Here is a 22,011-nt window from a genome sequence, read left to right on the forward strand (position 1 = left end):
GGCCCCGTTACATGAACCCGCGGTCGACTTCGTCCGTCTCGATCAAGTCCTCGAGTTCGGCGTTCAGCAGTTCGTCGGCCTCCTCGAACTGCTCGGAGAGGTGCTCGAGTTCGTCAGGCCGGTCGTACTGGTCGTACTCCACCGGGCCGAACGCCGGGCTCTCTACGGCCTCCATCACGTCGTCGAAGAAGTCCTGCGGCCGCGTCGGCGCGTCGGCGTGGGTCTCGACGACGGTCTGAAGACGTTTGGCGACGCTCTCGGCGTGTTCCTCGTCTTCGGGCGGCGACTGGACGGCAAAGCGGCCGCCCGAATCCTCCCGCGGAAGGAAGCTGCCGATCTCGTCGTCGAGCTTTCGTGCGACGTGCGTCCCGACGCCGCGAACCTGGTACGGGTTTTTCGCGTACGTTTTCAGGAAGAAGACGCCGGCCCGTGGATGCGCGAGGTACATGTCCTCGCCGACGCCGCCAGCGCGGTCGCCGGCGACGGCTCGCCAACCCTCGGGATCGACGTCCCGGTCGGTGACGTCCTCGAGTACGTCCTGCCACTCGCGAATCCGCATACGTCGGGATTGGAAGTCGGGGAGAAAGAACGTATCGATCGAACGGAACGGAGAACGATCCGATTCGAACGGTCCGTATGAACCAAAAGGGATACGGTGACTCCCCCGACAGAACGTGTAACCCACTATTTCCCATGCCCACCGGAGGAACGTTCTCGGTCGTCGAACTGTTTCGCGCCGCACCGGTCAAGAGTAGCCTGCTCGTACTCGGCCCCGTCGCTCTGGCGGCCGGACAACTGCTCAATAGCTACGTTAACGGCGTTTCACCCGCCGTAGCGATCGGTTTCGCCGCGGTAATGATCGGGTTTGCGGCCGTTGCGACCGGCCACCACGCCGCCGAACTTCGGCTCCGGCGCCTCGAGGCGACGATCGAGTCGGAGGCCGACGTCGAGACGCGGATCGGCGCGGAGTGATCGAGCGACTGCGACGTTACGTCCCCGTCTCGGGTTCGGTTGCGACCGTCCGCGCCTCTCGAGCCTCGTAGGCGTTGTAGCCCGCGAGGCCGGCGACGAGAAGCCCGGAGGCGAGCGTGCTCCAGAACAGGCTGCCGAGCATTCCGAGCAGTGCAGCGGAGACGATCAACCAGATCCCCAGCACCGCGAGAAGCGAGGAGACGCCGACGCTTATCGGGATGTCGTTTTGAATTCGGTAGACGTTGTAGCCGGCGGCGAGGAAGACGATCGCACCGACGAGGACGTTGTTCCACAGTGACGCCTCGCCGACGTCGAAGAGCAACACCGAGATGGCGACCCACGCACCGATGGCGGCGATGACCGCGCTGATGATCGGCGTATCGCGGCGTCGTTCCTCGTTTGCGACCTGCGTGGAGGGATCACGCGGATCGTGGCCATCGTCGGGGCGGTCGCCGGCCCCTGTCCCGGAGTCGATCTCGTCGACGGCGTTTGGCCGCTCGTTCCCCGCGCCCGGGTCGCCCCCGGTGTCGGCGTCCGGGGCCCCTCGGTCGCGGCGATCGTCGTTCGAATCGTTCATAGTAACCGTCGGTTCATCTCGTTCACTTTTAAGGGGCCGCGACCGTTTCGATCGTATCCGTGCGAAAACGGAGGAAATATGTGATTACTCGATCCGTGTTGCGGCGATCGCGCGGAGATCGCGACCGATAGCGTTTTTCACCGTCCGGTCCGTGACGGACAGGCGTGAACGTACGCGGAACCGTCGCGGGCGACATCGAGGTTCGGTCGGTATCGACGAGTTACGGCGAGAGCGACCTCGCGGAGGTACCGCTTCGACTCGACGACGAGGACGGCCGAGACCGTGGAAACGGTGGAAATACCGGAAACGGCCGAGACGTCGGAAGCGACGGAGACGGGAGGAACGTAACGACGGTAACGCTGTGGAACAAGTGGACCGAGTCCGCCCGACTCCTCGAGCCGGGGATGGAACTGCTGGTGACCGACGCCAAATCCGAGGAGTACCGCGGCGAGGTCCAGTACGCCACGACGGGCGACTCCTACGTCGTCGTCGAGCCGGGCTTTCTGGTGAACGTGACGTCGATCAGAAACTGGGTGGAGTGTCCACGTCTGTACTACCTGAACAAGCTCTCGGGGGTGCCGCTTAACTACCCGGTCGTGAAGGGGACGCTCGTCCACGAGGTGTTCGGCGACTTGCTCCGGGGACGGGACCTCGAGGAATCGATCGACGCCCGCGTCGAAGAGCGGGGGCTCGAACTCGGTTTGCTCGGTGAGACGCCCGAAAGCGTCGCCGAGGACGTCCGCGAGAACGCCGCCGCCATCGAGGGCTGGCTCGAACAGGGACGGTTGACCGAAGCGGACAGCTGGCGTTCGGAGCAACTGCTCATCAGCGAGACGTTCGGCATCCGCGGGCGGGCGGACGCCGTTCGCCGGGGCGCACCGGTCGAGTTGAAGACGGGGAAGAACCTGAAGAAAGAACCCCGATTTAAGGACAAAGTCCAGGCCGCCTGCTACGCGCTCTTGCTCGAGGAACACGGCGGCGACGTCGACACCGGGACGCTGCTCTACACGAAGAACTCGGCGCTGGATCGCAACGAGGAGACCGGCGACCTCACGCCGGCGAAGGACTTTGCGATGGGTGACGGTCTGTTGAAGTTCGTCGTCCGGCTGCGAAACGAAATCGCGGCGATGGAGCGTTCGGGGGACGTGCCGACGGGCTACGAGGCCGACGCGAAGTGTGAATACTGTTTCGAGCAGGACACCTGCATGGTGGTCTCGGGGCGACTCGACCAGGAGTCGAAAGCGGGACAGATCGGGCAGGCGCTCCCCGCCGAGGAACGCGAGTACTTCGATCGGTTCTACCGGGCGATCGAGGAGGAACGCCGGGAGGTCCACCGCGAGTACGCGAAGCTCTGGGAGCAAGACGCCGAGGAACGAGCCGACGACGACCGGGCGCTGATCGACCTCGAGTTCGTCGAGAAACGCCCCCTCGAGGGCGGCCGATGGGAACTCAGAGCGAGACGGACGGGTGGGGGGACCTCGAAGCTCCGGGAGGGTGACCTGGTGCTCGCGAGCGACGGGCATCCGGTTCGCGGGAACGCGGAACTGGCCCGAATCGAGCGAATCGGGGGCACGGAGCCACGCTCGGCGGACGCCTCGAGCGGGCAACGCCCGCGAGACGACGACGTCCTCCTGACCGCGGACGAGCCCGTCGAGGTCACCAGGCTGGACGTCTACCCCTCCGAACTGACGACCGATCGGCTGCTCGTCGCGCTTCACGACTGCCTGCTGAAAGGCGACGAGCGTCGCAAGGACGTGCTGTTTGGGCGCGCCGAACCCGAGTTCGACCTCTCGGACGAGGAGTTCATCGATAACAACGACGCACAGAACGAGGCGGTGCGGACGGCCGTCGGCGCGAACGACTGTGCGCTGATCCACGGCCCGCCGGGAACCGGAAAGACCTACACGATCGCTCGCGCGATCCGCGCGATGGTCGACCGCGGCGAACGCGTCCTGCTGTCTGCCTTTACCAACCGCGCCGTCGACAACGCGCTCGAGGCGCTGCTCGAGCAACTCGAGGACGGCGGCGAAGTCGGCGGTGCGTCCCAAACGAACCGAAACGGGGACGGCGAAGCCGTCGACGTCGTTCGCGTCGGTTCGGAAAGCGGCGTCCGTGAGGACATGGAACCGTACCGCCTCGAGCGGGCGGGAGATCCGGCGGACCGGGTTGCCGAACTGGGCGACGCGCAGGTCGTCGCGGCGACGACGGCGACCTGCGGCTCGCGGGTGATGAAAGAGCAGGCGTTCGACGTCGCGCTGGTCGACGAGGCCGCACAGCTCACCGAGCCGGGGACGTACGCGGCGGCCAATCTCGCCGGCCGGTTCGTCCTCGTCGGCGATCACGAACAGCTTCCCCCGGTCGTCCGGGCGGAAAACGACCTCACGCGGTCGCTGTTCGAACGACTCGTCGACCGATACCCCGACGCCGGCGTCATGCTCGATCGCCAGTACCGGATGAACCAGCGCATCCAGGCGTTCGCCTCCCGGGAGTTCTACGACGGTCAGCTCCGGCCCGCGACGCCGGCGGTCGCCGGTCGAACGCTCGACGACCTCGCGGACGTCTCCCGCGACGCGCTCCCCGAATCGCTGCGGGACCCGGTGGCGTTCGTCGACGTCGAGGGTGACGACGGCCAGTACACCGACGACGAGGAGGCCGAACGGATCGCGGACCTCGTCCAAACGTACGAGGACGCCGGCCTCGAGCGCTCGAAGATCGGCGTCATCGCGCCGTTCCGGGCGCAGGTGTCCACGATCTCGAATCGCGTTCCCGAGGACGTCACGGTCGACACCGTCGACCGCTTTCAGGGCTCGAGTCAGGAAGTCATCGTCGTCTCCTTTACCGCGACGGGATCGCTCGAGGGGCCGATCTTCGAGGACTACCGCCGGATCAACGTCGCGCTCACGCGGCCGAAGCGAGCGCTCGTCCTGGTCGGCGACTCGAACGCGCTCGAGTCAGACCCGGTCTACAGGCGGATGCTCGAGTGGGCGCGACGATAACGCCACGGTCGGAGACAGCGCAGTGGCCACTATCGTTGCAGTTGGTACTCGAACGAAACTGTTAGGAGGACCCCATCGAGACGAAGCTGACAACGAATGCGTCTGGAAGACGAAAGCGCCGCCCTTCGCGAGGCGTTCCCTGCCGAGTACGCCGAACTGGTCCTGGCGGTGACCGAACTCGGCGGGACGACGGTTCCGATGGTCCTGCTCGCCGTCCTGTTCTGGCTCTCGAGTCGCCGGCGAAACGCGCTCGTGATCAGTTACGCGGTGGCCGGGATTGGATTCGTCGTTGCGGTCAAGGCGGCGTTGGGCCTGCCGCGGCCGCCGTCGGCCGCACTCCTCGTCCCGCTCGAGATCGACGGCTTCGGGTTCCCGAGCGGTCACGCGTTCGCGTCGGTCGTCGTCTACGGGGGGCTGGTCGCGGCGTACGACCGGGTTCGCGACCCGCGGGCCGTACTCGCACTCGCCGTCGTCGTCGCGGCGGTGTCGCTCTCCCGGGTGTTTCTCGGTGTCCACTACCTCGGTGACGTCCTCGCGGGGATCGCACTCGGCGTCGGCTTCCTCGCCATCGTGGGCTATGCCACCCGCGACGATCCGCGGGTCGGGTTCGCGATCGCGCTCCCCCTCGGAGTCGTCGCCATCGTCGTGACTGGCGCGAGCGGCGACGCCCTCCTGGCGTTCGGTGGGTCGATCGGCGGGCTGGCCGCGACGGTCCGGGGCGTCGACAGGTCGCCGGTCCGCTCGCGATTCGAGGCCGGAGTCCTCGTCGCTATCGGTCTGTGCGGCCTCGTCGCCGTTCGGATGACCGAAGGGGTGGTTTCGTCTCCGTTCGTTCTCGTAGGGCTGTACGCACTCCTGTCCGCGTGGGTCCTGCTCGTTCCGGGTGTCGTCGGTCGGATCCCGCTCGAGCGACTGCCGGCGACGGCGACGTAACGATCCGGGTCGGCTGGGTGGCGACGAATCCGCCGGCTGATCTATTCCGGTTCGTCCTCGAGGAAGTCGATACACCACTCGACGTCCGATAGCGTCGCGGTGTCGCCGTTGCGCTCGATCGAGACGAGCAGTCCCGACTTCTGTCCGACCGAGTCGGGACAGGAGACGATCCACGCCTCCTCGAAGATACGCGCGATCGCGTTCAACGTTCCCGCGTCGAACGCGTTTTCCTGTCGTCGATAGCTCAACTGATCGACGATCGTTCGGTCGACGAGCGCCTGCGTTTCGGTTCGGCTGTACTGCTCGCGGACGTCGTCGCGCATGACGGACCCCCAGTCCATCGGTTGATACCGGATTACGACGCGAAGATCCTCCCCGACCCGTTCGTAGACGGCGTCCCAGACGGTCTGTGCCCGGGAGCGTGCTGTAGACATAACTCCTCCCGAGAGATTCTGTAATGCCAGTAGAAATATCCTTTGGTTGTAACGTGTGCGGATTGTTGCTCTGATACGCTTTACGTGAAGACCACTTCGGCGCACCCGCCGCTCGAGTCGCGGGGTTGGCGGTTCACCGGGACAGAAATCCAGATGACTCCCGGTGGAACCGGGACGCGACTACAGTCACCGGTACTGACGGACAGCACACCGCCTCACCCGTCTGCGTCCGCTGACTCCCACAGCGGGTAGAGGTCGTCCGCCACGGCATCGGCGATCACCTCCCCATCGAGGACGAGTTCGGGATCGCCTTCGTGGACGGTCCCGATCACGGCGGCCTCGAGCCCCACCTCCTCGAGCGCGTCGAGACACGCGTCGGACGTCCCGCCGGGAACGGTCGCGAGCAACGCGCCGGAGCCGAAGATCCGCAGCGGGTCGACGCCCGCCGCGGCACACAGCGTCTCGGTCTCCTCACGGATCGGGACCGCCTCGCGGTCGACCTCGAGTCGAACGCCGGAGGCACGCGCGAGTTCGACCAGTCCGGCCGCGACCCCGCCCTCGGTCGGATCGTGCATCGCGGTCGCGTACTCGCGGACGATCCGCGCGTCGGGGACGACGCTGATCTCCTCGAAATAGCGTTCGGCTCGCTCGCACACCGCGTCGTCGACGTCGAGATCCGCGCCGAAGTCCGTCGCGAGGATCGCCGTTCCCTCGATTCCGGCGGCTTTCGTCAGGACGACCTCGTCGCCGGGTTCCGCACCGCCGGTGGGGACGAACGACTCGGTCGCACCCATCGCCGTCAGCGAGACGAGCGGGCGCTCGAGTTGATCGACGTACTCGGAGTGGCCGCCGACGATCGTCGCGCCGACGTCCGCGGCGGCTTCGTCCAGATCGGCCGCGATCGTTTCGAACGACGCGTCTTCGCCGGGGAGCATCACTACGACCGTCAGCCACCGCGGATCGGCTCCCGACGCGGCGACGTCGTTACAGGCGACGGCGACCCCGAGGGTTCCGACCTGGGAGGCGGCCAGCGAGATCGGATCGGAACTGACGACGAGGTCGCCGCCGGGCCAGTCGATCGCGGCGGCGTCTTCCCCGTCGGCCGGTCCCTGTAAAACCGTCTCGTCGTCGATACGACCCGATCGATCGAATACGTGGGCGAGCAACTCCTCCGGAGACACCTTGCCGGGCATACACCGAACTGGGGCGATCGTCGGCTTGTAGCTGTCGGCGTTCGAGACGCTCGCGGGTTCGCTTCTCCCAGCGACGACTCGAGTCACGTCGAATCGCCGCGGATGGGTCCGACTATCGTCGTCCCCGACGCGTTACCCCTCGTCGGGTGCGAGCGCGTCCATCGTCTCCTCGATCTCCGCCTCGGTCGCGCCGCGGGGGAAACTGACCGCGACCGCGTCGACCCCGTCTATCTCCTCGAACGCTTCGAGGCGCTCGCGTGCCGTCTCGGGATCGCCGGCAGCACAGAGGTCGTCGAGGAGATCCTCGGAGATCGTCTCGAGGGCGGCCTCGCGGTCGCCGGCCTGCCAGGCCTCGTGGATCCGTTCGGCCTCCTCGTACCCCTGTCGAACGAGCGAATCGCGGTAGAACGTGCCCATGCCGCCGACGTAGAAGGCCGTGTGCTGGCGAGCGAGTTCGCGCGCTCGCGCCGGATCCGAGAGCGCACAGCAGGTGACGCCGATCGTGACCCGCACCTCGTCCGGATCACGAGCGCCGAGGTCGGCACCGCGTTCGACGTCCTCGAGTCGGTCGCGGACGCCGTCGGGCGAGAACAGGATGCCGTGCCAGCCGTCGGCGAAGCGGCCGGCGAGTTCGACGGCCTTGGGCCCCATCCCGGTCACCTCGATCGGCGGCGTCGGTTCGGGCGGGTCACAGCGCAGTCGGAACCCGGACAGCGAGAACGTCTCCCCGTCGTACTCGACTGGGTCGCCGGAGAGGACGCGGCGGACGACCTCGACGGTTTCGCGGGTTCGTCGGAGCGGATTGCCGTACTCGATCCCGTGCCAGTTCTCGACGACGGCGGGCCCGCTCGGACCGATCCCGAGGCGGAACCGACCGTCCGAAACCTCCTGGAGGGTCGCCGCGGTTTGTCCCAGCAGGGCCGGCGACCGGGAGTAGGCGTTGAGAATGCTCGAGCCCAGATCGATGCCGTCGGTGCGTTCGGCCATCGCTGTCAGGACGGTAACCGCGTCGCGACCCCACGTCTCGGGGAGCCACGCGCAGCCGTACCCTCCGTCTTCGGCCCGTCGGGCGTACGAGACGAGCGAGTCGGTCGAGGGCTGGGCAGCGACGGGAAGGTGGATCTCTCTGTCGGTCATCGGTGAACGTCTGATACTGCCAGTCGGAGCTATTTCAATGTCGACCAAACCGTATCCAAACGCTTTTGCCGGTATTTTACGAGAGACAGAGTGAATGGTGACTGGAAGCGACGGGAGCGACGACACGCAGGAGGCGATCATGCGAGCCACCTACCGGGCGCTGTGTGAACACGGATACGCCAACCTGACGATGCAGTCGATCGCCGACGAACTCGACAAGACGAAAGGCGTCATCCACTACCACTACGACACCAAGGATGCGCTTCTCGTCGCCTTCCTCGAGTACTTACTCGAGGCGTTCGAACGGAACATCGCCGTCGACGAGGACGCGCCACCGGACGAGAGACTGCTGACCCTGATCGATACGTTGCTGTTCGGTCCCCCGGAACGCGGCGAGTTCGACCACTGGGAGCTGATGACCGCGCTGCTAGAGATCCGTACTCAGGCCCCCTTCGACGAGGAGTTCCGCCGACAGCTCTCGCAAAACTACGAGACGGTCGAGGCGATGTTCGTCGCGACGGTCGAAGACGGAATCGAGCAAGGCCTGTTCCGAGACGTCGACCCCGAACTGGCAGCACACCTGTTGTTCATCAGCCTCAACGGCGCACGGGTCTATCAGGTAACCCTCCAACGCGACGACATCGCGGAGGCGACCAAAGAGAGTCTCGAGGAAATCGTCTACGGCTGGCTCTGCCGGCCCGAGGCGGACGTCGACACATCGAGTGGATGATCGGATCGAACCGGGCGTAATACGGCGAATTGGAATGTAATATGGTCTCTCGTGCCGATTTCCTGCAGATCCGGTGTGGGTGTAGTCCCACCGGCAAATGATGACAGCAATTCGTATCAGTCGGCGTGGTCCGGCAGGCAATCGCCTCGTGATTCCTCCTCGCCGAAATCGACGTTCGGGAGGAACTGCCCCGTTTCTCGATGCACGCCGCCAAGCAGGATAACGCCGGCGAGGACCGGCAACGTCGCACAGGCGACGTAGATCGGACCGAACCCGACGAGTTCGATCAGCGGAAGCGAGACGAGCGGGCCGAGTCCGCCGCCGACGTCGCCGAGAACGTTGTTCGTTCCGACCGCCCGTCCCATCCGCTCGTCGGGAGTGAGATCGGCGAGCAGCGCCATCAGCGGACCGCTGGTCCCGCCCTGTCCGGCACCGATGAACAGACAGGCGACCGTGAGCGTGGCTACCGAGTCGGCCATCGCGAGCAGGACGAACCCCACGAACGTCGTCCCCAGGAAGGTGACGAGCGTCGGAACGCGCGATCCCCGCCGATCGCTCACGTGCCCGCCGATGAACATGAACGCCCCGGCGGCGATCACGGTCACCGCCATGAATATACCCGACGAAGCCTGCGGGCCGAAGCCGAAGACGCCGAGTTCGTTTCGATCGAGAAAGAGGACCAGCGTCGCGAACAGCGCACCGATGTACGCGAACAACACGGCGAAGTTCACGAATCCGACCGTCAGCGCCGGAACGCTGACGTCGATGTCCCACGGGGTGACCGACCGGTGCTCGTCGCCGTCGACGTGCGTCTCCGGGATAGTCGCGTAAGCGACGACGCTTGCGACGGCCGCGAACACCGTCGCGACGACGAACGCTGCGACGGTTCCCGCGAATTCGCTTATGAGCCCGCCGATGACGACACCGCTCGGGAAGCCAAAGAGGATTCCGCCCCTGATGAGCCCCATATTCGCACCCCTCGAGCCGCCGTCGCTGACGTCCGCGGCGATCGTGTACGCCGTCGCGAAGACGAACGCGCTCCCGACGCCCCAGATGAGCCTCGAGCCGAGAAACCACCCTTCTGGCAGGTTGGGGAGAAACCACAGTTCCGGACGGGCGGCGACCACGGCGACGACGTAGCCGAACGTGGCGACGGTCTGGATGACCATACCGACGATGAACGGCGTTCTCGTTCCGATTCGATCGACGATGACGCCGGCCGGGGCGTTCGCGAACAGCCGGGAGAAACGATTTGCGCTGAGGATCAGTCCCACGACGAACGGCGTAATTCCGAGCAACTCACCCAGGTTCGGGAGAATCGGGAAGATCACGCCGCCGCCGAATCCGACGAAGAACGTACTCAGGATGACCGCACCGACGACCACGTACGTTCCCGGATCTCCGCCGCCCATCCGGGAGAGTCGACGGCCGACTGCAGCGAACCTCGAGCCCATGCTATCGCCCTCCTGCCAGGATGACCGACGGCTGTCGGGCCTGGCTCTGTGGGATCGGAGACGTGGCTGTCGTGGAAGGGGCGTCTCCGTTCGTGGCGGTGAAACGCATCTAGCTAACCAGTCAGTCAACTCCGGTGAAAAGGGTTTTGGATAGATGTATGCACGGATGGATGAATGGATGCTGGATGGACCGTCACGCAGAGCTGCTGAGACGGCTTACTGTACGCCAGTTCCGGCGCATCTGCGACCCAGGCGGCGAGTGTGCCGGGACCTCGGTACGGAACTCCGGACGAGAAACGGCCGACACTGATCGGTGCTCGACCGGAATGGGAACCGCTCTGCGGGCGACTATCGGTTTTCCGTGGCCGTCTCCCGCAGATCCTCGTAAATCTGTGGATCGGTCTGGAACTTGAGGACGTTGTGGACGACCGTGTTGCGAACGTTGGCGATGACTTTGCCGTGGTCTTTGTAGTACTCGTGAATCCACCGCGAGATCTGTTCGTGGCTCCGAAACATCATCACGGCCTTCCACTGATACTCGCCGTCCGAGAGGAAGAAAAAGAGGGTGTGTTTGTCCTCCCGGATCGTCTCCATCGCGTCGCGCCAGTTGTCGGCGAAGTGCTCGGGATTGAACTTGAACTCGAAGAGCGCGAACGTGTAGTACTCCTCGTTCGGAATAATCGCCTCCCGGAACACGCCCTCGTCGCGCATCCGTCGGATCGACTCGCTGACGGTGACGTGCGAGACGTCGATGTCGTAGGTCTCCGCCAGAACGTCCGTCAACTCTCGAGAGGACAGCTGCGGATCGTTCGAGAGCTCACAGAGAATCGCGATATCCCGGTCTTTGAACTCCCAGTTCGGTGCGTCGTCGTTCATGTGTTCGAAACTGTCGTCGAGTGCATAATTACGCGTTCGGTTCGGCAGGCGGTACTCGAGGTAGCCGTTCGAGCTTGCGGCGAGACCCGAGGAAACCTTCGGGCGACGGACGACGGCTCGAGGCCCCCGAAGGAGCCCGTGAGACGGCCGTTCCCGCTCCCCGTCGTCTCGTGATCGATCTCGAGTTTCTCGACCTACCCGCGGCCGTCCCCCGTCGCTTCGGTTCATTCGGGTTACTGTACGCCAGTTCCGGCGCATCCGCCGCCCGGGTCGCGGGTGCGCCGGGATATCGGTACAGCGATCCGCATCACTCATCACCGCAGGCTTTCGGTATCGTCCCCCTCGTTTTCGATGCCGGTACTGTGTCTCTCGTTTCCACTATTAAGATCGTTTGGGGTATTTTTCGTCCACAGATGGGAGATCGGAAGCGTATGCGGGTGGGACGACGGTTTTTGCACTGTCGGACAGCAGTCAGTGAGAAGTCGGCTGCGATTGGTGGCCGTCACCCACGGAGACGACCGCAGTAGCGTGATCGACCCTCACAGAGTTCTGTCCGGCAGTATCAGAACCCGGCCTCGAGACGACGGTCGATACTCTCCGAGCGCCTCACCCAGCACGCTGGATGAGGAACTTCATGTCTCCCTCGAAGACGACGGTGTCGTCCTGATTCGTCATCTCGGTGTCGAGGACGACGATTCCCGCGTCGTCGTGGTCCACGTCGTTCGTTTCGGTGACGGTCATCTCGAGTGAGAGCGTGTCGCCGATGTAAACCGGGTTCGGGAGGTCCATGTAGTTCATCCCGAGGAAGGCGTAGGCCGTGCGTTCGACGATGCCACAGCGGTAGACGAACCCCGTCGCGACGACGAAGGTCATCGGACCGTGGGCGATCCGTTCGCCGAACGGGCCGTCCTCGGCGTACTCGGCGTTCGTGTGTAACTCCGTCCAGTCGCCGCTCAGCGCCGAGTGGGCGACGAAGTCGGCTTCGGTGACGGTACGCCCGACGCTCTCGAACTCCTGGCCGACCTCGAAGTCCTCGAAATGGTGTGGCTCGTAACTGTAGGCCATACCGACGCACCCAACGTGTGGGATAAATATACTATCGCCCCTCGTCGCCGCGAGAGGAACCCGAGGGGACGCACCGGCCGGTGACCGTCTCATACGGTTTGTACTGTCGGGCCCGAGCATCGCCGACGGCGAACCCCTACCGAAAAATCCGTTCAAACAGCACCTGTTCACCCCGACGCAACCGCTCGAGAAACGCAGACTTGCTGATCCCCAGTTCGTCGGCGACCGCTTCGGACGTCGTCTCCCGCGGGATCGTGAAGTACCCCATCTCGAGGGCGGTTCGAAGACACTCCTCCTGGGCCGGCGTCAGATCCCACCGCTGGTTCGGTGGCTCTTCAGCGTCGGACTGGCGGGGATAGATCCGCTCGAGGGTCACTCCGACGGTCTCGCCGGCCGCTTCCATGACTCCCTCGAGAACGTCCCGCCCGACGACCGCGCCGGAGATCGTCGTCCCATCCGCCCGGTATCGAAGCGTCTCCACGATGAGTCCCCCGTCGATCAGCGTCCGGACGACGCACGGATGTTTCGAGAGACAGCGATACCGGGAGCGCTCGCCGGTCCGGGAGACGTACAGGTGCGAGATCCGATCGTCGTCGTCCAGTCGATCCGTGAGCGCCTCGGATCTGACCGACCGGAACTCCAGCAGATCGTAGCTGTCGCTTCGTCGCTGGGGTGGCTCCGCGTCGATCTCGACGCCGACCGCTCGACTCGCCTGCGCGAGCGGGCAGTCGTCCTCGCGAACCCGGAACTCGACCGCGAGACACTCCTCGATCATGAACCGACCGTTTCTGCCACGTAAAATCATTTAAAACCCCGTTATATAGCGGTCAACGGCTAAGGAACGCCCTGTGGACCGGTCGATTAGACGGATGGATCTCGAAACAGTCAAAGATCGGGCCGGACCACGAGCGTTCAGTCCGGCGGACGACCTCCCCCAGGAGTACCGGGAAGCGGCAACGCGGATGATCGAGTTCCACGCCAACAGCGAAATTATGGGCGCGTATCTGGAACGGCCGTTCATCCGCCAGGCACCGAGTATCGATCGCAAACTGGCGTTCTCCGCGAAGGTACAGGACGAAATCGGCCACGGTCAGTTGCTCTACCGCGCCGCCGAGTCACTCGGCGTCAAGAGCCGCGAGCAGATGCTCGCGGATCTCGCAAACGGCGACGGAAAGTTCCTCAACTGCTTTCACTACCCGATGGAGTCGTGGGTCGAGACGCCGATGATCGCCTTTTTCGTCGACGGAGCGGCGATGCGCCGACAGGCGACGCTCCGGCGGACGAGTTGGGAGCCCTACGCCCACGCCATGGACAAGGTCTGCTTCGAGGAGGGGTTCCACGTCAAACACGGCGAAGACATCCTCCAGGAACTCATGACCGGCTCGCGCAAGGAACGGCAGCTGACCCAGGAAGCCTTCGAGAAGTGGTGGCCGCGGATCATCCAGTTTTTCGGGCCGACGGACGACGACAGCACCCACCACGACTTCGCCGCCTCGGTCGGGCTCAAACAGAAGTCGAACGACGAGCTTCGCAACGCGTTTCTCGACCAGTACATCCCGAAAGCGAGAAACTACGGCCTCGAGATTCCCGACGAACCCCGCATCCGCGAGCGCGACGACGGCACCTACGAGGTCGAAGAGGGTGATCTGGACTGGGACGAGTTCTTCGCCATCGCGAAAAACGAGTACGAACCCGGCCGGGACCAGATCGGCGGACGGCGAGCCGCCCAGGAGGCTGTCCAGTGGGTTCGAGAGACGATCGACGAGACGATCGCACGCGGCCACGCGCCGCGGGCGGCGGACTGACCATGATCTGGGAAGTGTTTCGACAGGAGCAAGCGGGCGAGTATCACACCCACTGCGGAAACGTCCACGCACCCGACCGCGAGATGGCAAAGCAGTTCGCCGCCGTCCAGCACGGCCGGCGCAAGCCGACGAACAGCCTCTGGGTCGTCCCGCGAGACGAGGTCGGGGAGATCACCGGAGACGACGTCGCGTTCGGCGGGACGACCGACAAGAGCTACCGGTGGGCGACCACCTACAGGACGACCGGGGCCGACGCCAGCGAAGTCGTCGAATCCGAGAGCGAACAGGCCGACGCCGAGCAAGGACGGGGTGACGACTGATGAGTTCACCACTCGAGAACCCGACCGATTTCTCCGCCCGCGAACGCAGAGCGCTCGAGACGCTGGTGAAACGCCTCGGCGACGACGAGTTCGTACTGGCCGAACGCTACACCGAGTGGCAGGTCCGCGCGCCCAGCCTCGAGTCCGATCTCGCGCTCGCGAACAACGCCCAGGACGAACTCGGCCACGCCCGACTGTGGTACGACGTCCTCGCGGACCTCGACGTCGACGAACGCGATCTGGTCTACGAGCGCGATCCGGCCGACTTTCGCCACAGCACGCTCGTCGAACTGCCGTTTGCGGAGGGCGACTGGGCCGACGCAGTCCTTCGGTCGTACCTCTACGACGCCGCCGAGGACCTCCGTCTCGAGGCCCTCGAGGACTCCGCGTACCCGCCGATCGCCGACCGCGTCGGCAAGATCCGAAGCGAGGAGGAGTACCACCTCGAGCACGCACGGAACTGGCTCGAGCGACTCGCCGAGGGTGAGGAGGGCCGCGACCGGCTCCAGGACGCGCTCGACCGACTCTTCCCCCACGCGCTGACGCTGTTCGAGTCGGCCACACCTCCCGTCGAAACCGCCATACCGACACGGGAAGCAAGCGGCTCGAACGAGATCGAACGGAACACGGACGAGACGAGCGGCGATCGATCGGACGCCGACGCCGCCGCTGCCGTGGAAGGCGACATCGTCGACTTCGGTCTTCGAACCGCCACGCTCGAGGAACTCGGCGAGGAGTGGCTGTCAATCGTCGTTCCGTTCCTCGAGTCACTCGATCTGGACGTTCCGATCGACGAATCGACGATCGGCGAGGGTGTCGAGTACGCGGTCACCGTCGAATCGCTGCCGACCCAACTCGGTCGGGACGGTACGCACACCGACGCGTGGTTCGATCTCTACGACGACCTGACACACACCTACCGCGAACTCGAGCGCTCCGACGCGGCGAAAATCAGGGAGGACCCGGATCGATGACCCGGCGTTCGTCGGAGGCCGGAACCGACGGCGGCTCCGAGTCAGTTCGTGGGTCGGACCGAGAAACGACGCCGTGTGCCTACACCGAGTACCGCGAGGGCCGGGATACCGAAGAGTGTCCCGCGACGGGCGACGGCGCGACCGGTCTCGAAGCCGACGTGTGGGACGCCCTCTCCAGCGTCGAGGACCCCGAGATGCCGATCAGCGTCGTCGACCTCGGACTGATCTACGGCGTCGACGTCGACGGCGGAGCCGCGACCGTCGAGATGACGCTGACGTACTCGGGCTGTCCCGCCCGGGAGATGCTCACCGACGAGGTTGCGGAGTCCGTCGCGGCCGTCGAGGGCGTCGAGGACGTCGACGTCCGCCTCGTCTGGAGTCCCGAATGGACGGTCGAGATGGTCACCGAATCGGGGAAAGCGGACCTGCGTGCGTTCGGATTGAGCGTATGAAACGAACGAGCCGATGAAACGAACCGATCCGAGCGTCGAAACCGGCGGCGAGGACGGCGGTGTGGAGTGTCCATACTGCGGATCGACGGACACCGTCCGCGAACACCCGAAAGGGCCGTCGCTCTGTCGCTCGATGCACTACTGCAACGGCTGTGAACAACCGTTCGAACGGTTCGGGTGAGCGACGATCCAACGCGTGGCAGGAGGCGAGGTCCCGCCGCTCGAGCGGTTGAACCGGAAACCACGTGCTCGAGTTGTCGGACCGGAAACCACGTGCTCGAGCGGTTGGACCGGAAACCACGTGCTCGAGCGGTTGGACCGGAAACCACATGCTCGAGCGATCGACCCGGGACGCCCCACCGACTTTATCTCTGGCCGTAGAACCCGCCGCCCATGGACGTCGAAGCCTTCTTCGAGGGAATGCCCTTCGCGTCGCTGCTCGGGATCGAGATCACCGAGTGTGCGGACGGACACGCCGAGGGTCACCTCGAGATGAGCGAGGAACTGTCCTGGAACGAGGAACGGCTGATGGCCCACGGCGGCGTCACGTTCACGCTCGCGGACACCGTCGGCGGCGCGGCGCTGGTTTCGCTCGTCGAGCAGCCGGTGCCGACGATCGACATGCGCATCGACTACCTCGACGCGGGGACCGGAGACCTCTACGCCGAGGCTGACGTCGTTCGTCGGGGAAGCGACGTGGGCGTCGTCGACGTCGAGGTGTACGCCGCAGACGACGACGCGCTCGTCGCAGACGCTCGAGGGGTCTACAAGACCGGAGAGTGACGGACGGTCCGTGAGCCGGCCGATCCGGTCGACGCGGTGATCAGAGCGTCGGTGTGACGTCGTCGCCGAGTCGGTGAACGCAATCGACCATCTCGTCGGTCTCGAGGCCCGGATAGTAGGTGCGGAGGATAACGTGGACGTCGTCGCCGATCGCGTCGCGGTACTCCCGTAGCTGCTCGCTTACGTCCGAGGGGGTACCGAAGATCGCCTGCGATTTCAGCTCGCGTTTGCGCTCGGGCTCGAGTTCCTCGACGGTCTCGCCCGAGAAGATTTCGGCGTACCGGCGCTGGATGGAGAAATACCCCTCGCGCATCGTCTCCCAGGCCGCCTCGCGGGAGTCGCCGACCCAGCCGTGTTTGAGAACGTAGATCGAGAACTCGCCCTCGTGGTTCTCTCGATCGCGAACGGCCCGGATGTCTTCGACGCGTTTTCGGACGCCCTCGAGCGACAGCGACGAGGGCGCACACCAGCCGTCTGCGACGCGAGCCGCCCGCCGTACCGCCGGCTTCGCCGCGCCGCCGAGGACGATCGGAACCGAGCCGTCGACCGGCGTCGGCGTGATCGAGACGTCCGCTGGAACGTCGTGAAACGCCGACTCGTACTCGATCGGGCCGTCGCTCCAGGCTGCCCGGAGAAACGGGATCAGGTCCTCGAGTCGATCCGCTCGTTCGTCACGGGGCACGCCGAAGACGTCGAACTCCCGGGGGTTCGAACCGATCGCGAGCCCGAGCGTGAGTCGGTCGCTCGAGAGCAGGTCGACCGTCGCCGCGTCCTCGGCGAGGTGGATCGGATCGTAAAGCGGCCCGAGTGCGACGCAGGGACCGATCTCGATATCGTCGGTCGCGGCGGCCATCGCACCCAGAGCAGGAAACGTTCCGGAGAGGTACTCGTCGTCCTCGAAGTGGTGCTCGGAGACCCACGCGCTGTCGAGACCGGCGGCCTCGATTTCGCGAGTCAGCGCCAGCAGTTCCTCGTACCGGGCGCTCGACTCGCGGTCGTCGTCGGGTCCTCGCTGGGCGGTGAACAGTCCCGTCCCGAGTCGCATACTCCCGACGTTCACGGTGACCGCCTTAGTTGTTGGTCCGTCTCGCTCGGCTCGCAGTCGCGGACTGCGATCGATATCACCCACGGCGTTAGCTGAAAAGAGGGCGCTACGCGCCCGCCCTCGAGGAGCAAACGTAGTGGAGGACGTAAGCGGGCAGGGTGGGACACAGCCTCCACACGACTGTTGCGTGGTGGTATACGGCTCTCGTATGGGTTGGCCGTGTCCCTGTAGGCGAAACCTTTGATACGGTATAGCACTTCACAGTGTTCGATGAGTACAGAGACACACACAACGACGATCAGTGACGACGGAGCGTCCGGTCTCGTGAGTGCCGCACGCACCAGCCTCGGTGACACACTCCGAAGCGTCGTGTATTTTACGCCGTCGGCGTTCGACGTGCTCTACCTTCGCCAGAACCTCTACGAGTCGATGGAGGCCGCCCGAACGGCCAAGGAGCAACTGGTCGAGCTCGAGCGGGTCGGATTCGCGGAGGTGCCCGTCAGGACCGCGATCGGTCACCAGGGGGACGAGACGGGAATCGGACCGTACGAGTTCACCGTCCGGTTTCATACGGACGGCTTCGTCGTGAGAGTGCTCGAAGGCGACGTGGGAACGATCATGACGACCGACAGTATGGATCTGAACGCGTTCGAAGACGCTGCGACCGCCGTCAGGCGCCTGCTCGCGGACGAGTCGGTCGAGGGCGAGTGAACGCGATCTTTCGTCCGCAACGCAGCGGTCGGGAGACCCGTCGAACGCGGCCTCGACGCCGGTGCAGGCGCACGATACGGTCAGGTTCGCGTCCTTCCGAAAGATATCCGAGCAGACTGCGGCTGCTGTTGGCACTGTTCGGTGGCTGCAAGTCACGTCGTCGGAGGAGGGTAGTTCACTGGTACTCGAGGACGGTGATCTCCTCGACCGGCCACTGGCTCAGGATCTCGACGCCGTCTTCGCGGACGACGACCATCTCCTCGACGCGGACGCCCTGCCTTCCGGCCGGTTCCTGGGTCTCGACGGCCATCGTCATCCCCTCCTCGATCTCGATCGGGTGATCGAGCGAGAGCCCGCGCCAGACGAGCGGCACTTCGTACAACTGGAGGCCGAGGCCGTGGGCCCAATGGTTGGTCGTCAACTGCCAGTGTTCGTCGGCGTCGTAGTACTCCGCGTGCTCGCCGTCCATGTCGGGGAACCCGCGGGCGATCTCGTCGGTGGTCGCGCCGGGTTCGATCCGCTCGAGGACGTCGTAGAGGTTGTCACGGGCTGTCCGGTACGCCTCGCGTTGCTCCTCGGTCGGCTCTCCGACCGAAAACGTACGATAGTAACAGGATCGATACCCCAGGTAACCGACGTTGTAGAAATCGGCGTAGACGAGGTCGCCCGGTCGGATCACCCGGTCTGTACTGTTCGCCTGATGTTTCGGCCACGTGTTCGGTCCCGACGTCAGGTAGCCGCCGCCGACGAACGCGCCGTGTCGCCACAGCTCCGAAACCGCCTCGCCCCACACCTCGGTTTCCCGTTTCCCCGGCTTCGTCTCCTCGGCGATCCGCTGGAAGCCCGCCTCGCAGATCGCCGCGACCATCCGCAGACACTCGATCTCGTCGTCCGTCTTTATCGCCCGAGCCGATTCCATCGCCGATCGGGCCGTCGAGACGTCGACCTCGAGTCCGCGCTCCTCGAGCGCGGCGACGAGCGCGGGACTGTCGACGTCGAGGCCGAGCGTTTCGTCGGCGACCCCGTACTCCTCGAGCGCCTCGTCGACGGTTTCGGCCATCGTCGAAAGCAGGAACTCGCGAGCGGACGCACTCCCCGACGCCCGCGGGACGTTTCCGAGCCCCGGACAGGCGTAGCGGACGTCCTCGAGCCACGGACAGTTCGCCCGCTGGTCGCTCGCGTGGTCGGCGGTATCCCAGTGGACGATATCTCCCTCCTCGGTGAGCACGGTGTAGTGGTCCGCGCCGCTGCCGCCCGTCATCGCCAGCCCCGTCACGTATCGGATGTTCGGATCGGAGACGAGCAACACCGCGCCGAGATCCGTCTCCTCGAGACGCTCGAGCGCCCGTTCCGTGCGCTCCCGACGGAGCCGTCGGGTGTCGATTCGCTGTTCCCAGTCGACGGCCTGGGTGCCGCGGGTTCCCTCCATGAAGCCGCGCTCGTAACCCGTCATGGTCGTGTCGACCACGGCCGGCCGAATAAAAGGTAGCGCCGCTCGAGGGCGACGAGAGCGGACCGTTCACACGGATTGCTGTACCGACGTACCGGCGCACCCGCGACCCGGGCGGCGGGTGCGCCGGAACTGACGGACAGTAAACCGTATCAGACGGGCTCGAGGCCCGCGTCCCTCCGAAGCACGTTTATGTACGATCGAAAGCCGGACTCGAGGTCGTACTCGGGTTCGTAACCGAGATCAGCGTTGGCCGTCGTCATGTCGAGGTTCTGGGTCCACGGGAGTTCGCCCTCGTCGGAGACGTCGATCTCGGCGTCGGGGACGATCCGCTCGACGGTTTCGGCGGCCTCCCGGACCGTCGCGAGCACGCCACGGACGTTGTAGACGCGCCGGCTCAGATCGCTCGTGGGGGTAAACGCCGCTTTCCGAAACGCCTGGGCGATATCCTCGACGTGTTGCCAGTCGATCGCCTGGTCGCCGTACTCGACGCGATAGGGTTCGCCGAGGGCGGGTTTCTCGACGACGTTCGCGAGAAACGCCGAACCGCCGGTTTCCCGATACGGGCCGTAGGCGACCGTCGGCCGAAGCCCGACGTGATCGACGTCGTACTCCTCGTGGTAGACGCGCGCCTGATGCTCGTTGTACTCCTTGGTCGCGCCGTAGAGCGTCTCCGGGTAGACGAGGCCGTCCTCGTCTATCCACTCGGCGTCGTAGTTCGCCGGCGGCGCGTACACCGCCGCCGAGGAGGCCCAGGCGACGCGTTCGACCTGATCGTCGAGGATTCGGGCCGCCTCGAAGACCGCGTTCGTCCCCATCACGTTCACGTCCGCCGCCGCCCGCGGGTTCTCGCGTGCGCTCGTCGTCAGCAGTGCGGCGAGGTGGACGACGCGGGTCGCGCCGGTCTCCCTGATCGCCCGGATCACGTCCGTCGGCTCCGAGACGTCGCCGCGTCGAACCTCGACGCCGTCGGCGACGCCCAGTTTCTCGAGGATGCTCGTCTCCGTCGAGCGGTCGTAGGCCACGACGTCGTGGCCGGACTCGAGCAAGTCGCGTACGACGTAGGAGCCGATGAACCCGGTTCCGCCGGTTACCAGTACGGTCGTCTCGTCGCTCATGAGCCGTCCTACATCGGCCGGTCACGTATACGTCCGTGGTCGTTCTCCCCTCGCGAACGTCCCTCACGATTTATTGGGACGGATGAAGTACGACGCTCGTATGTACAAGCACGTGGCTCCCCTCGTCCGACGGGAGGGGATGTCCCACGAGGAGTTCCTCGAGCACTGGCAGACCCAGCACGCGCCCATCGCTCGCGAAATCGAGGGTGTCGTCCGGTACGAGCAGGTAGTGCCGACCGATCCCGGCAACGCCGAGTTCGACGGCGTCGCCGAACTCTCCTTCGAGGACCTCGAGTCACTTCACGATGCACTCGGGAGCCCGGGATCACGGGATTACGATCCCGAGAGAGGGAAGGCCAGGGAAGCGAGGCGGGACGTCGACGACTTCCTCGCGGTCGACGAACGCCCGCGGTTCATCGGCGAAGAGGTCGTTCAACGCGACGACGTCGACGGAGAGACCGACGGCCTGTACAAGCATTCGGCGTTTCTCGTCCGTCAGGATGGGATGTCTCACGAGGAGTTTCTCGACTACTGGCAGAACCACCACACCCCGATCGCCCGGGAAATCGAGGGTGTCGTCCGGTACACCACCGTTCTCCCGACGGATCCCGACGCCGCGGAGTTCGACGGCGTCGCCGAACTCTACTTCGAGGACCTCGAGAAACTGTACGACGCGCTCGGGAGCGAGGGATCTCGGGATTACGACCCCGAGAAAGGCAAAGCCAGGGAAGCGAGACGGGACGTCGACAATTTCCTCGCGGTCGACGACCGACCGCGATTCATCGGCCGAACGCACCTCATCGAAGGCGGATAGACGGACGCGGTCGATCGCTCGAGAAGGGTGACACTCTCTTCGCCGTATTCGGGCGGATTCCGTCACTTCACAGACAGGTACCACTCGATCGATGCCTAGCGAAGAGCCGCGGAAAGGCTGTACAGATACTTCCGACCGAGAACTAACGCATATATTGAAAGTGCTAATAGTC

The 22,011-nt window shown here is 65.1% G+C and carries 24 protein-coding genes; 12 read left to right on the forward strand and 12 right to left on the reverse strand.

Features of this window, described 5'->3' with window-relative positions:
• Nucleotides 1–7: 7 nt before the first annotated feature.
• Nucleotides 8–559: a hypothetical protein gene (locus EA473_RS00910; protein ID WP_124193782.1), complete on the reverse strand. Its 552-nt coding sequence runs from the start codon at nt 557–559 to the stop codon at nt 8–10.
• Nucleotides 560–693: 134 nt separating this feature from the next.
• Here EA473_RS00910 and EA473_RS00915 point away from each other — a divergent pair, with 134 nt between their 5' ends.
• Complete coding sequence (locus EA473_RS00915) at nt 694–972, forward strand: hypothetical protein (RefSeq protein ID WP_124193783.1); 279 nt, start codon at nt 694–696, stop codon at nt 970–972.
• A 16-nt stretch (nt 973–988) separates the two neighbouring features.
• Here the strand turns inward: EA473_RS00915 and EA473_RS00920 are convergent, their stop codons facing one another.
• Entirely contained in the window at nt 989–1,549 is a 561-nt protein-coding gene (locus EA473_RS00920) for an SPW repeat domain-containing protein (protein WP_124193784.1), read from the reverse strand.
• Between the two features lie 164 nt (nt 1,550–1,713).
• Between EA473_RS00920 and EA473_RS00925 the strand changes: the two genes are divergently transcribed.
• Together EA473_RS00925 and EA473_RS00930 are read left to right on the forward strand one after the other, a co-directional pair.
• Nucleotides 1,714–4,545: an AAA domain-containing protein gene (locus EA473_RS00925; RefSeq protein ID WP_124193785.1), complete on the forward strand. Its 2,832-nt coding sequence runs from the start codon at nt 1,714–1,716 to the stop codon at nt 4,543–4,545.
• Between the two features lie 96 nt (nt 4,546–4,641).
• Nucleotides 4,642–5,478: a phosphatase PAP2 family protein gene (locus EA473_RS00930; protein ID WP_124193786.1), complete on the forward strand. Its 837-nt coding sequence runs from the start codon at nt 4,642–4,644 to the stop codon at nt 5,476–5,478.
• 41 nt (nt 5,479–5,519) lie between these two features.
• On the opposite strand, the gene EA473_RS00935 is transcribed toward EA473_RS00930, so the two are convergent.
• The 3 genes from EA473_RS00935 to EA473_RS00945 form a co-directional block, all read right to left on the reverse strand.
• A complete protein-coding gene (locus EA473_RS00935; protein WP_124193787.1) occupies nt 5,520–5,912 on the reverse strand; it encodes a hypothetical protein in 393 nt (130 codons plus the stop codon).
• 215 nt (nt 5,913–6,127) lie between these two features.
• A complete protein-coding gene (locus tag EA473_RS00940; protein ID WP_124194068.1) occupies nt 6,128–7,105 on the reverse strand; it encodes an AIR synthase family protein in 978 nt (325 codons plus the stop codon).
• A 132-nt stretch (nt 7,106–7,237) separates the two neighbouring features.
• Nucleotides 7,238–8,242 (reverse strand): TIGR04024 family LLM class F420-dependent oxidoreductase, encoded by a 1,005-nt coding sequence (locus tag EA473_RS00945; protein WP_124193788.1) that lies wholly within the window; start codon nt 8,240–8,242, stop codon nt 7,238–7,240.
• A 94-nt stretch (nt 8,243–8,336) separates the two neighbouring features.
• Here EA473_RS00945 and EA473_RS00950 point away from each other — a divergent pair, with 94 nt between their 5' ends.
• Nucleotides 8,337–8,972, forward strand: a complete 636-nt coding sequence (locus EA473_RS00950; RefSeq protein ID WP_124193789.1) for a TetR/AcrR family transcriptional regulator — start codon at nt 8,337–8,339, stop codon at nt 8,970–8,972.
• Between the two features lie 116 nt (nt 8,973–9,088).
• On the opposite strand, the gene EA473_RS00955 is transcribed toward EA473_RS00950, so the two are convergent.
• The 4 genes from EA473_RS00955 to EA473_RS00970 all read right to left on the reverse strand — a co-directional run bounded on the left by EA473_RS00955 (nt 9,089) and on the right by EA473_RS00970 (nt 13,142).
• Nucleotides 9,089–10,384, reverse strand: coding sequence for an MFS transporter (locus EA473_RS00955; RefSeq protein ID WP_124194069.1), 1,296 nt, complete (start codon nt 10,382–10,384; stop codon nt 9,089–9,091).
• 390 nt (nt 10,385–10,774) lie between these two features.
• Complete coding sequence (locus EA473_RS00960; RefSeq protein WP_124194070.1) at nt 10,775–11,302, reverse strand: Lrp/AsnC family transcriptional regulator; 528 nt, start codon at nt 11,300–11,302, stop codon at nt 10,775–10,777.
• A gap of 606 nt (nt 11,303–11,908) precedes the next feature.
• Nucleotides 11,909–12,367: a MaoC family dehydratase gene (locus tag EA473_RS00965; protein WP_124193790.1), complete on the reverse strand. Its 459-nt coding sequence runs from the start codon at nt 12,365–12,367 to the stop codon at nt 11,909–11,911.
• A 136-nt stretch (nt 12,368–12,503) separates the two neighbouring features.
• On the reverse strand, nt 12,504–13,142 hold the full coding sequence (locus EA473_RS00970) for a helix-turn-helix domain-containing protein (protein ID WP_124194071.1): 639 nt from the start codon (nt 13,140–13,142) through the stop codon (nt 12,504–12,506).
• A gap of 94 nt (nt 13,143–13,236) precedes the next feature.
• Here EA473_RS00970 and paaA point away from each other — a divergent pair, with 94 nt between their 5' ends.
• The 6 genes from paaA to EA473_RS00995 all read left to right on the forward strand — a co-directional run bounded on the left by paaA (nt 13,237) and on the right by EA473_RS00995 (nt 16,701).
• Nucleotides 13,237–14,172: a 1,2-phenylacetyl-CoA epoxidase subunit PaaA gene (gene paaA / locus EA473_RS00975; protein ID WP_124193791.1), complete on the forward strand. Its 936-nt coding sequence runs from the start codon at nt 13,237–13,239 to the stop codon at nt 14,170–14,172.
• Nucleotides 14,173–14,174: 2 nt separating this feature from the next.
• Nucleotides 14,175–14,492: a 1,2-phenylacetyl-CoA epoxidase subunit PaaB gene (gene paaB, locus EA473_RS00980; protein ID WP_124193792.1), complete on the forward strand. Its 318-nt coding sequence runs from the start codon at nt 14,175–14,177 to the stop codon at nt 14,490–14,492.
• Complete coding sequence (gene paaC, locus EA473_RS00985) at nt 14,492–15,466, forward strand: 1,2-phenylacetyl-CoA epoxidase subunit PaaC (RefSeq protein WP_124193793.1); 975 nt, start codon at nt 14,492–14,494, stop codon at nt 15,464–15,466. The genes paaB and paaC overlap by 1 nt, the downstream gene beginning before the upstream one ends.
• Nucleotides 15,463–15,918: a 1,2-phenylacetyl-CoA epoxidase subunit PaaD gene (gene paaD / locus EA473_RS00990; RefSeq protein ID WP_124193794.1), complete on the forward strand. Its 456-nt coding sequence runs from the start codon at nt 15,463–15,465 to the stop codon at nt 15,916–15,918. The genes paaC and paaD overlap by 4 nt, the downstream gene beginning before the upstream one ends.
• A gap of 13 nt (nt 15,919–15,931) precedes the next feature.
• Nucleotides 15,932–16,099, forward strand: coding sequence for a 1,2-phenylacetyl-CoA epoxidase subunit PaaE (gene paaE, locus EA473_RS22050; protein ID WP_165875170.1), 168 nt, complete (start codon nt 15,932–15,934; stop codon nt 16,097–16,099).
• Nucleotides 16,100–16,311: 212 nt separating this feature from the next.
• Complete coding sequence (locus EA473_RS00995; RefSeq protein ID WP_124193795.1) at nt 16,312–16,701, forward strand: PaaI family thioesterase; 390 nt, start codon at nt 16,312–16,314, stop codon at nt 16,699–16,701.
• Nucleotides 16,702–16,741: 40 nt separating this feature from the next.
• On the opposite strand, the gene EA473_RS01000 is transcribed toward EA473_RS00995, so the two are convergent.
• A complete protein-coding gene (locus EA473_RS01000) occupies nt 16,742–17,746 on the reverse strand; it encodes an LLM class flavin-dependent oxidoreductase (RefSeq protein ID WP_124193796.1) in 1,005 nt (334 codons plus the stop codon).
• A 270-nt stretch (nt 17,747–18,016) separates the two neighbouring features.
• Here EA473_RS01000 and EA473_RS01005 point away from each other — a divergent pair, with 270 nt between their 5' ends.
• On the forward strand, nt 18,017–18,457 hold the full coding sequence (locus EA473_RS01005) for a DUF7522 family protein (RefSeq protein ID WP_124193797.1): 441 nt from the start codon (nt 18,017–18,019) through the stop codon (nt 18,455–18,457).
• 175 nt (nt 18,458–18,632) lie between these two features.
• Here the strand turns inward: EA473_RS01005 and EA473_RS01010 are convergent, their stop codons facing one another.
• Nucleotides 18,633–19,910 (reverse strand): M24 family metallopeptidase, encoded by a 1,278-nt coding sequence (locus tag EA473_RS01010; RefSeq protein ID WP_124193798.1) that lies wholly within the window; start codon nt 19,908–19,910, stop codon nt 18,633–18,635.
• A 149-nt stretch (nt 19,911–20,059) separates the two neighbouring features.
• Nucleotides 20,060–21,025, reverse strand: coding sequence for an NAD-dependent epimerase/dehydratase family protein (locus EA473_RS01015; protein ID WP_124193799.1), 966 nt, complete (start codon nt 21,023–21,025; stop codon nt 20,060–20,062).
• Nucleotides 21,026–21,125: 100 nt separating this feature from the next.
• Here EA473_RS01015 and EA473_RS01020 point away from each other — a divergent pair, with 100 nt between their 5' ends.
• The gene (locus EA473_RS01020; RefSeq protein ID WP_124193800.1) at nt 21,126–21,839 is read left to right on the forward strand and encodes an EthD domain-containing protein; all 714 of its coding nucleotides are present in this window, start codon (nt 21,126–21,128) and stop codon (nt 21,837–21,839) included.
• Nucleotides 21,840–22,011 lie beyond the last annotated feature (172 nt).

The sequence above is a fragment of the Natrarchaeobius chitinivorans genome, assembly GCF_003841505.1.
GTDB lineage: Archaea > Halobacteriota > Halobacteria > Halobacteriales > Natrialbaceae > Natrarchaeobius > Natrarchaeobius chitinivorans.

Bases quoted from the DNA above. Each gene is read 5' to 3' on its own strand.
- paaD (WP_124193794.1), top strand. From the start codon at position 15,463: ATGACCCGGCGTTCGTCGGAGGCCGGAACCGACGGCGGCTCCGAGTCA.
- EA473_RS01020 (WP_124193800.1), top strand. From the start codon at position 21,126: ATGTACAAGCACGTGGCTCCCCTCGTCCGACGGGAGGGGATGTCCCAC.
- EA473_RS00965 (WP_124193790.1), bottom strand. From the start codon at position 12,367: ATGGCCTACAGTTACGAGCCACACCATTTCGAGGACTTCGAGGTCGGC.
- EA473_RS00930 (WP_124193786.1), top strand. From the start codon at position 4,642: ATGCGTCTGGAAGACGAAAGCGCCGCCCTTCGCGAGGCGTTCCCTGCC.
- EA473_RS01005 (WP_124193797.1), top strand. From the start codon at position 18,017: ATGAGTACAGAGACACACACAACGACGATCAGTGACGACGGAGCGTCC.
- EA473_RS00940 (WP_124194068.1), bottom strand. From the start codon at position 7,105: ATGCCCGGCAAGGTGTCTCCGGAGGAGTTGCTCGCCCACGTATTCGAT.
- EA473_RS00960 (WP_124194070.1), bottom strand. From the start codon at position 11,302: ATGAACGACGACGCACCGAACTGGGAGTTCAAAGACCGGGATATCGCG.
- EA473_RS01015 (WP_124193799.1), bottom strand. From the start codon at position 21,025: ATGAGCGACGAGACGACCGTACTGGTAACCGGCGGAACCGGGTTCATC.
- EA473_RS00995 (WP_124193795.1), top strand. From the start codon at position 16,312: ATGGACGTCGAAGCCTTCTTCGAGGGAATGCCCTTCGCGTCGCTGCTC.
- paaA (WP_124193791.1), top strand. From the start codon at position 13,237: ATGGATCTCGAAACAGTCAAAGATCGGGCCGGACCACGAGCGTTCAGT.
- EA473_RS00970 (WP_124194071.1), bottom strand. From the start codon at position 13,142: ATGATCGAGGAGTGTCTCGCGGTCGAGTTCCGGGTTCGCGAGGACGAC.
- EA473_RS00950 (WP_124193789.1), top strand. From the start codon at position 8,337: ATGGTGACTGGAAGCGACGGGAGCGACGACACGCAGGAGGCGATCATG.
- EA473_RS00955 (WP_124194069.1), bottom strand. From the start codon at position 10,384: ATGGGCGGCGGAGATCCGGGAACGTACGTGGTCGTCGGTGCGGTCATC.
- paaC (WP_124193793.1), top strand. From the start codon at position 14,492: ATGAGTTCACCACTCGAGAACCCGACCGATTTCTCCGCCCGCGAACGC.
- paaE (WP_165875170.1), top strand. From the start codon at position 15,932: ATGAAACGAACCGATCCGAGCGTCGAAACCGGCGGCGAGGACGGCGGT.
- EA473_RS00920 (WP_124193784.1), bottom strand. From the start codon at position 1,549: ATGAACGATTCGAACGACGATCGCCGCGACCGAGGGGCCCCGGACGCC.
- EA473_RS00910 (WP_124193782.1), bottom strand. From the start codon at position 559: ATGCGGATTCGCGAGTGGCAGGACGTACTCGAGGACGTCACCGACCGG.
- EA473_RS00935 (WP_124193787.1), bottom strand. From the start codon at position 5,912: ATGTCTACAGCACGCTCCCGGGCACAGACCGTCTGGGACGCCGTCTAC.
- paaB (WP_124193792.1), top strand. From the start codon at position 14,175: ATGATCTGGGAAGTGTTTCGACAGGAGCAAGCGGGCGAGTATCACACC.
- EA473_RS01000 (WP_124193796.1), bottom strand. From the start codon at position 17,746: ATGCGACTCGGGACGGGACTGTTCACCGCCCAGCGAGGACCCGACGAC.
- EA473_RS00915 (WP_124193783.1), top strand. From the start codon at position 694: ATGCCCACCGGAGGAACGTTCTCGGTCGTCGAACTGTTTCGCGCCGCA.
- EA473_RS00945 (WP_124193788.1), bottom strand. From the start codon at position 8,242: ATGACCGACAGAGAGATCCACCTTCCCGTCGCTGCCCAGCCCTCGACC.
- EA473_RS01010 (WP_124193798.1), bottom strand. From the start codon at position 19,910: ATGACGGGTTACGAGCGCGGCTTCATGGAGGGAACCCGCGGCACCCAG.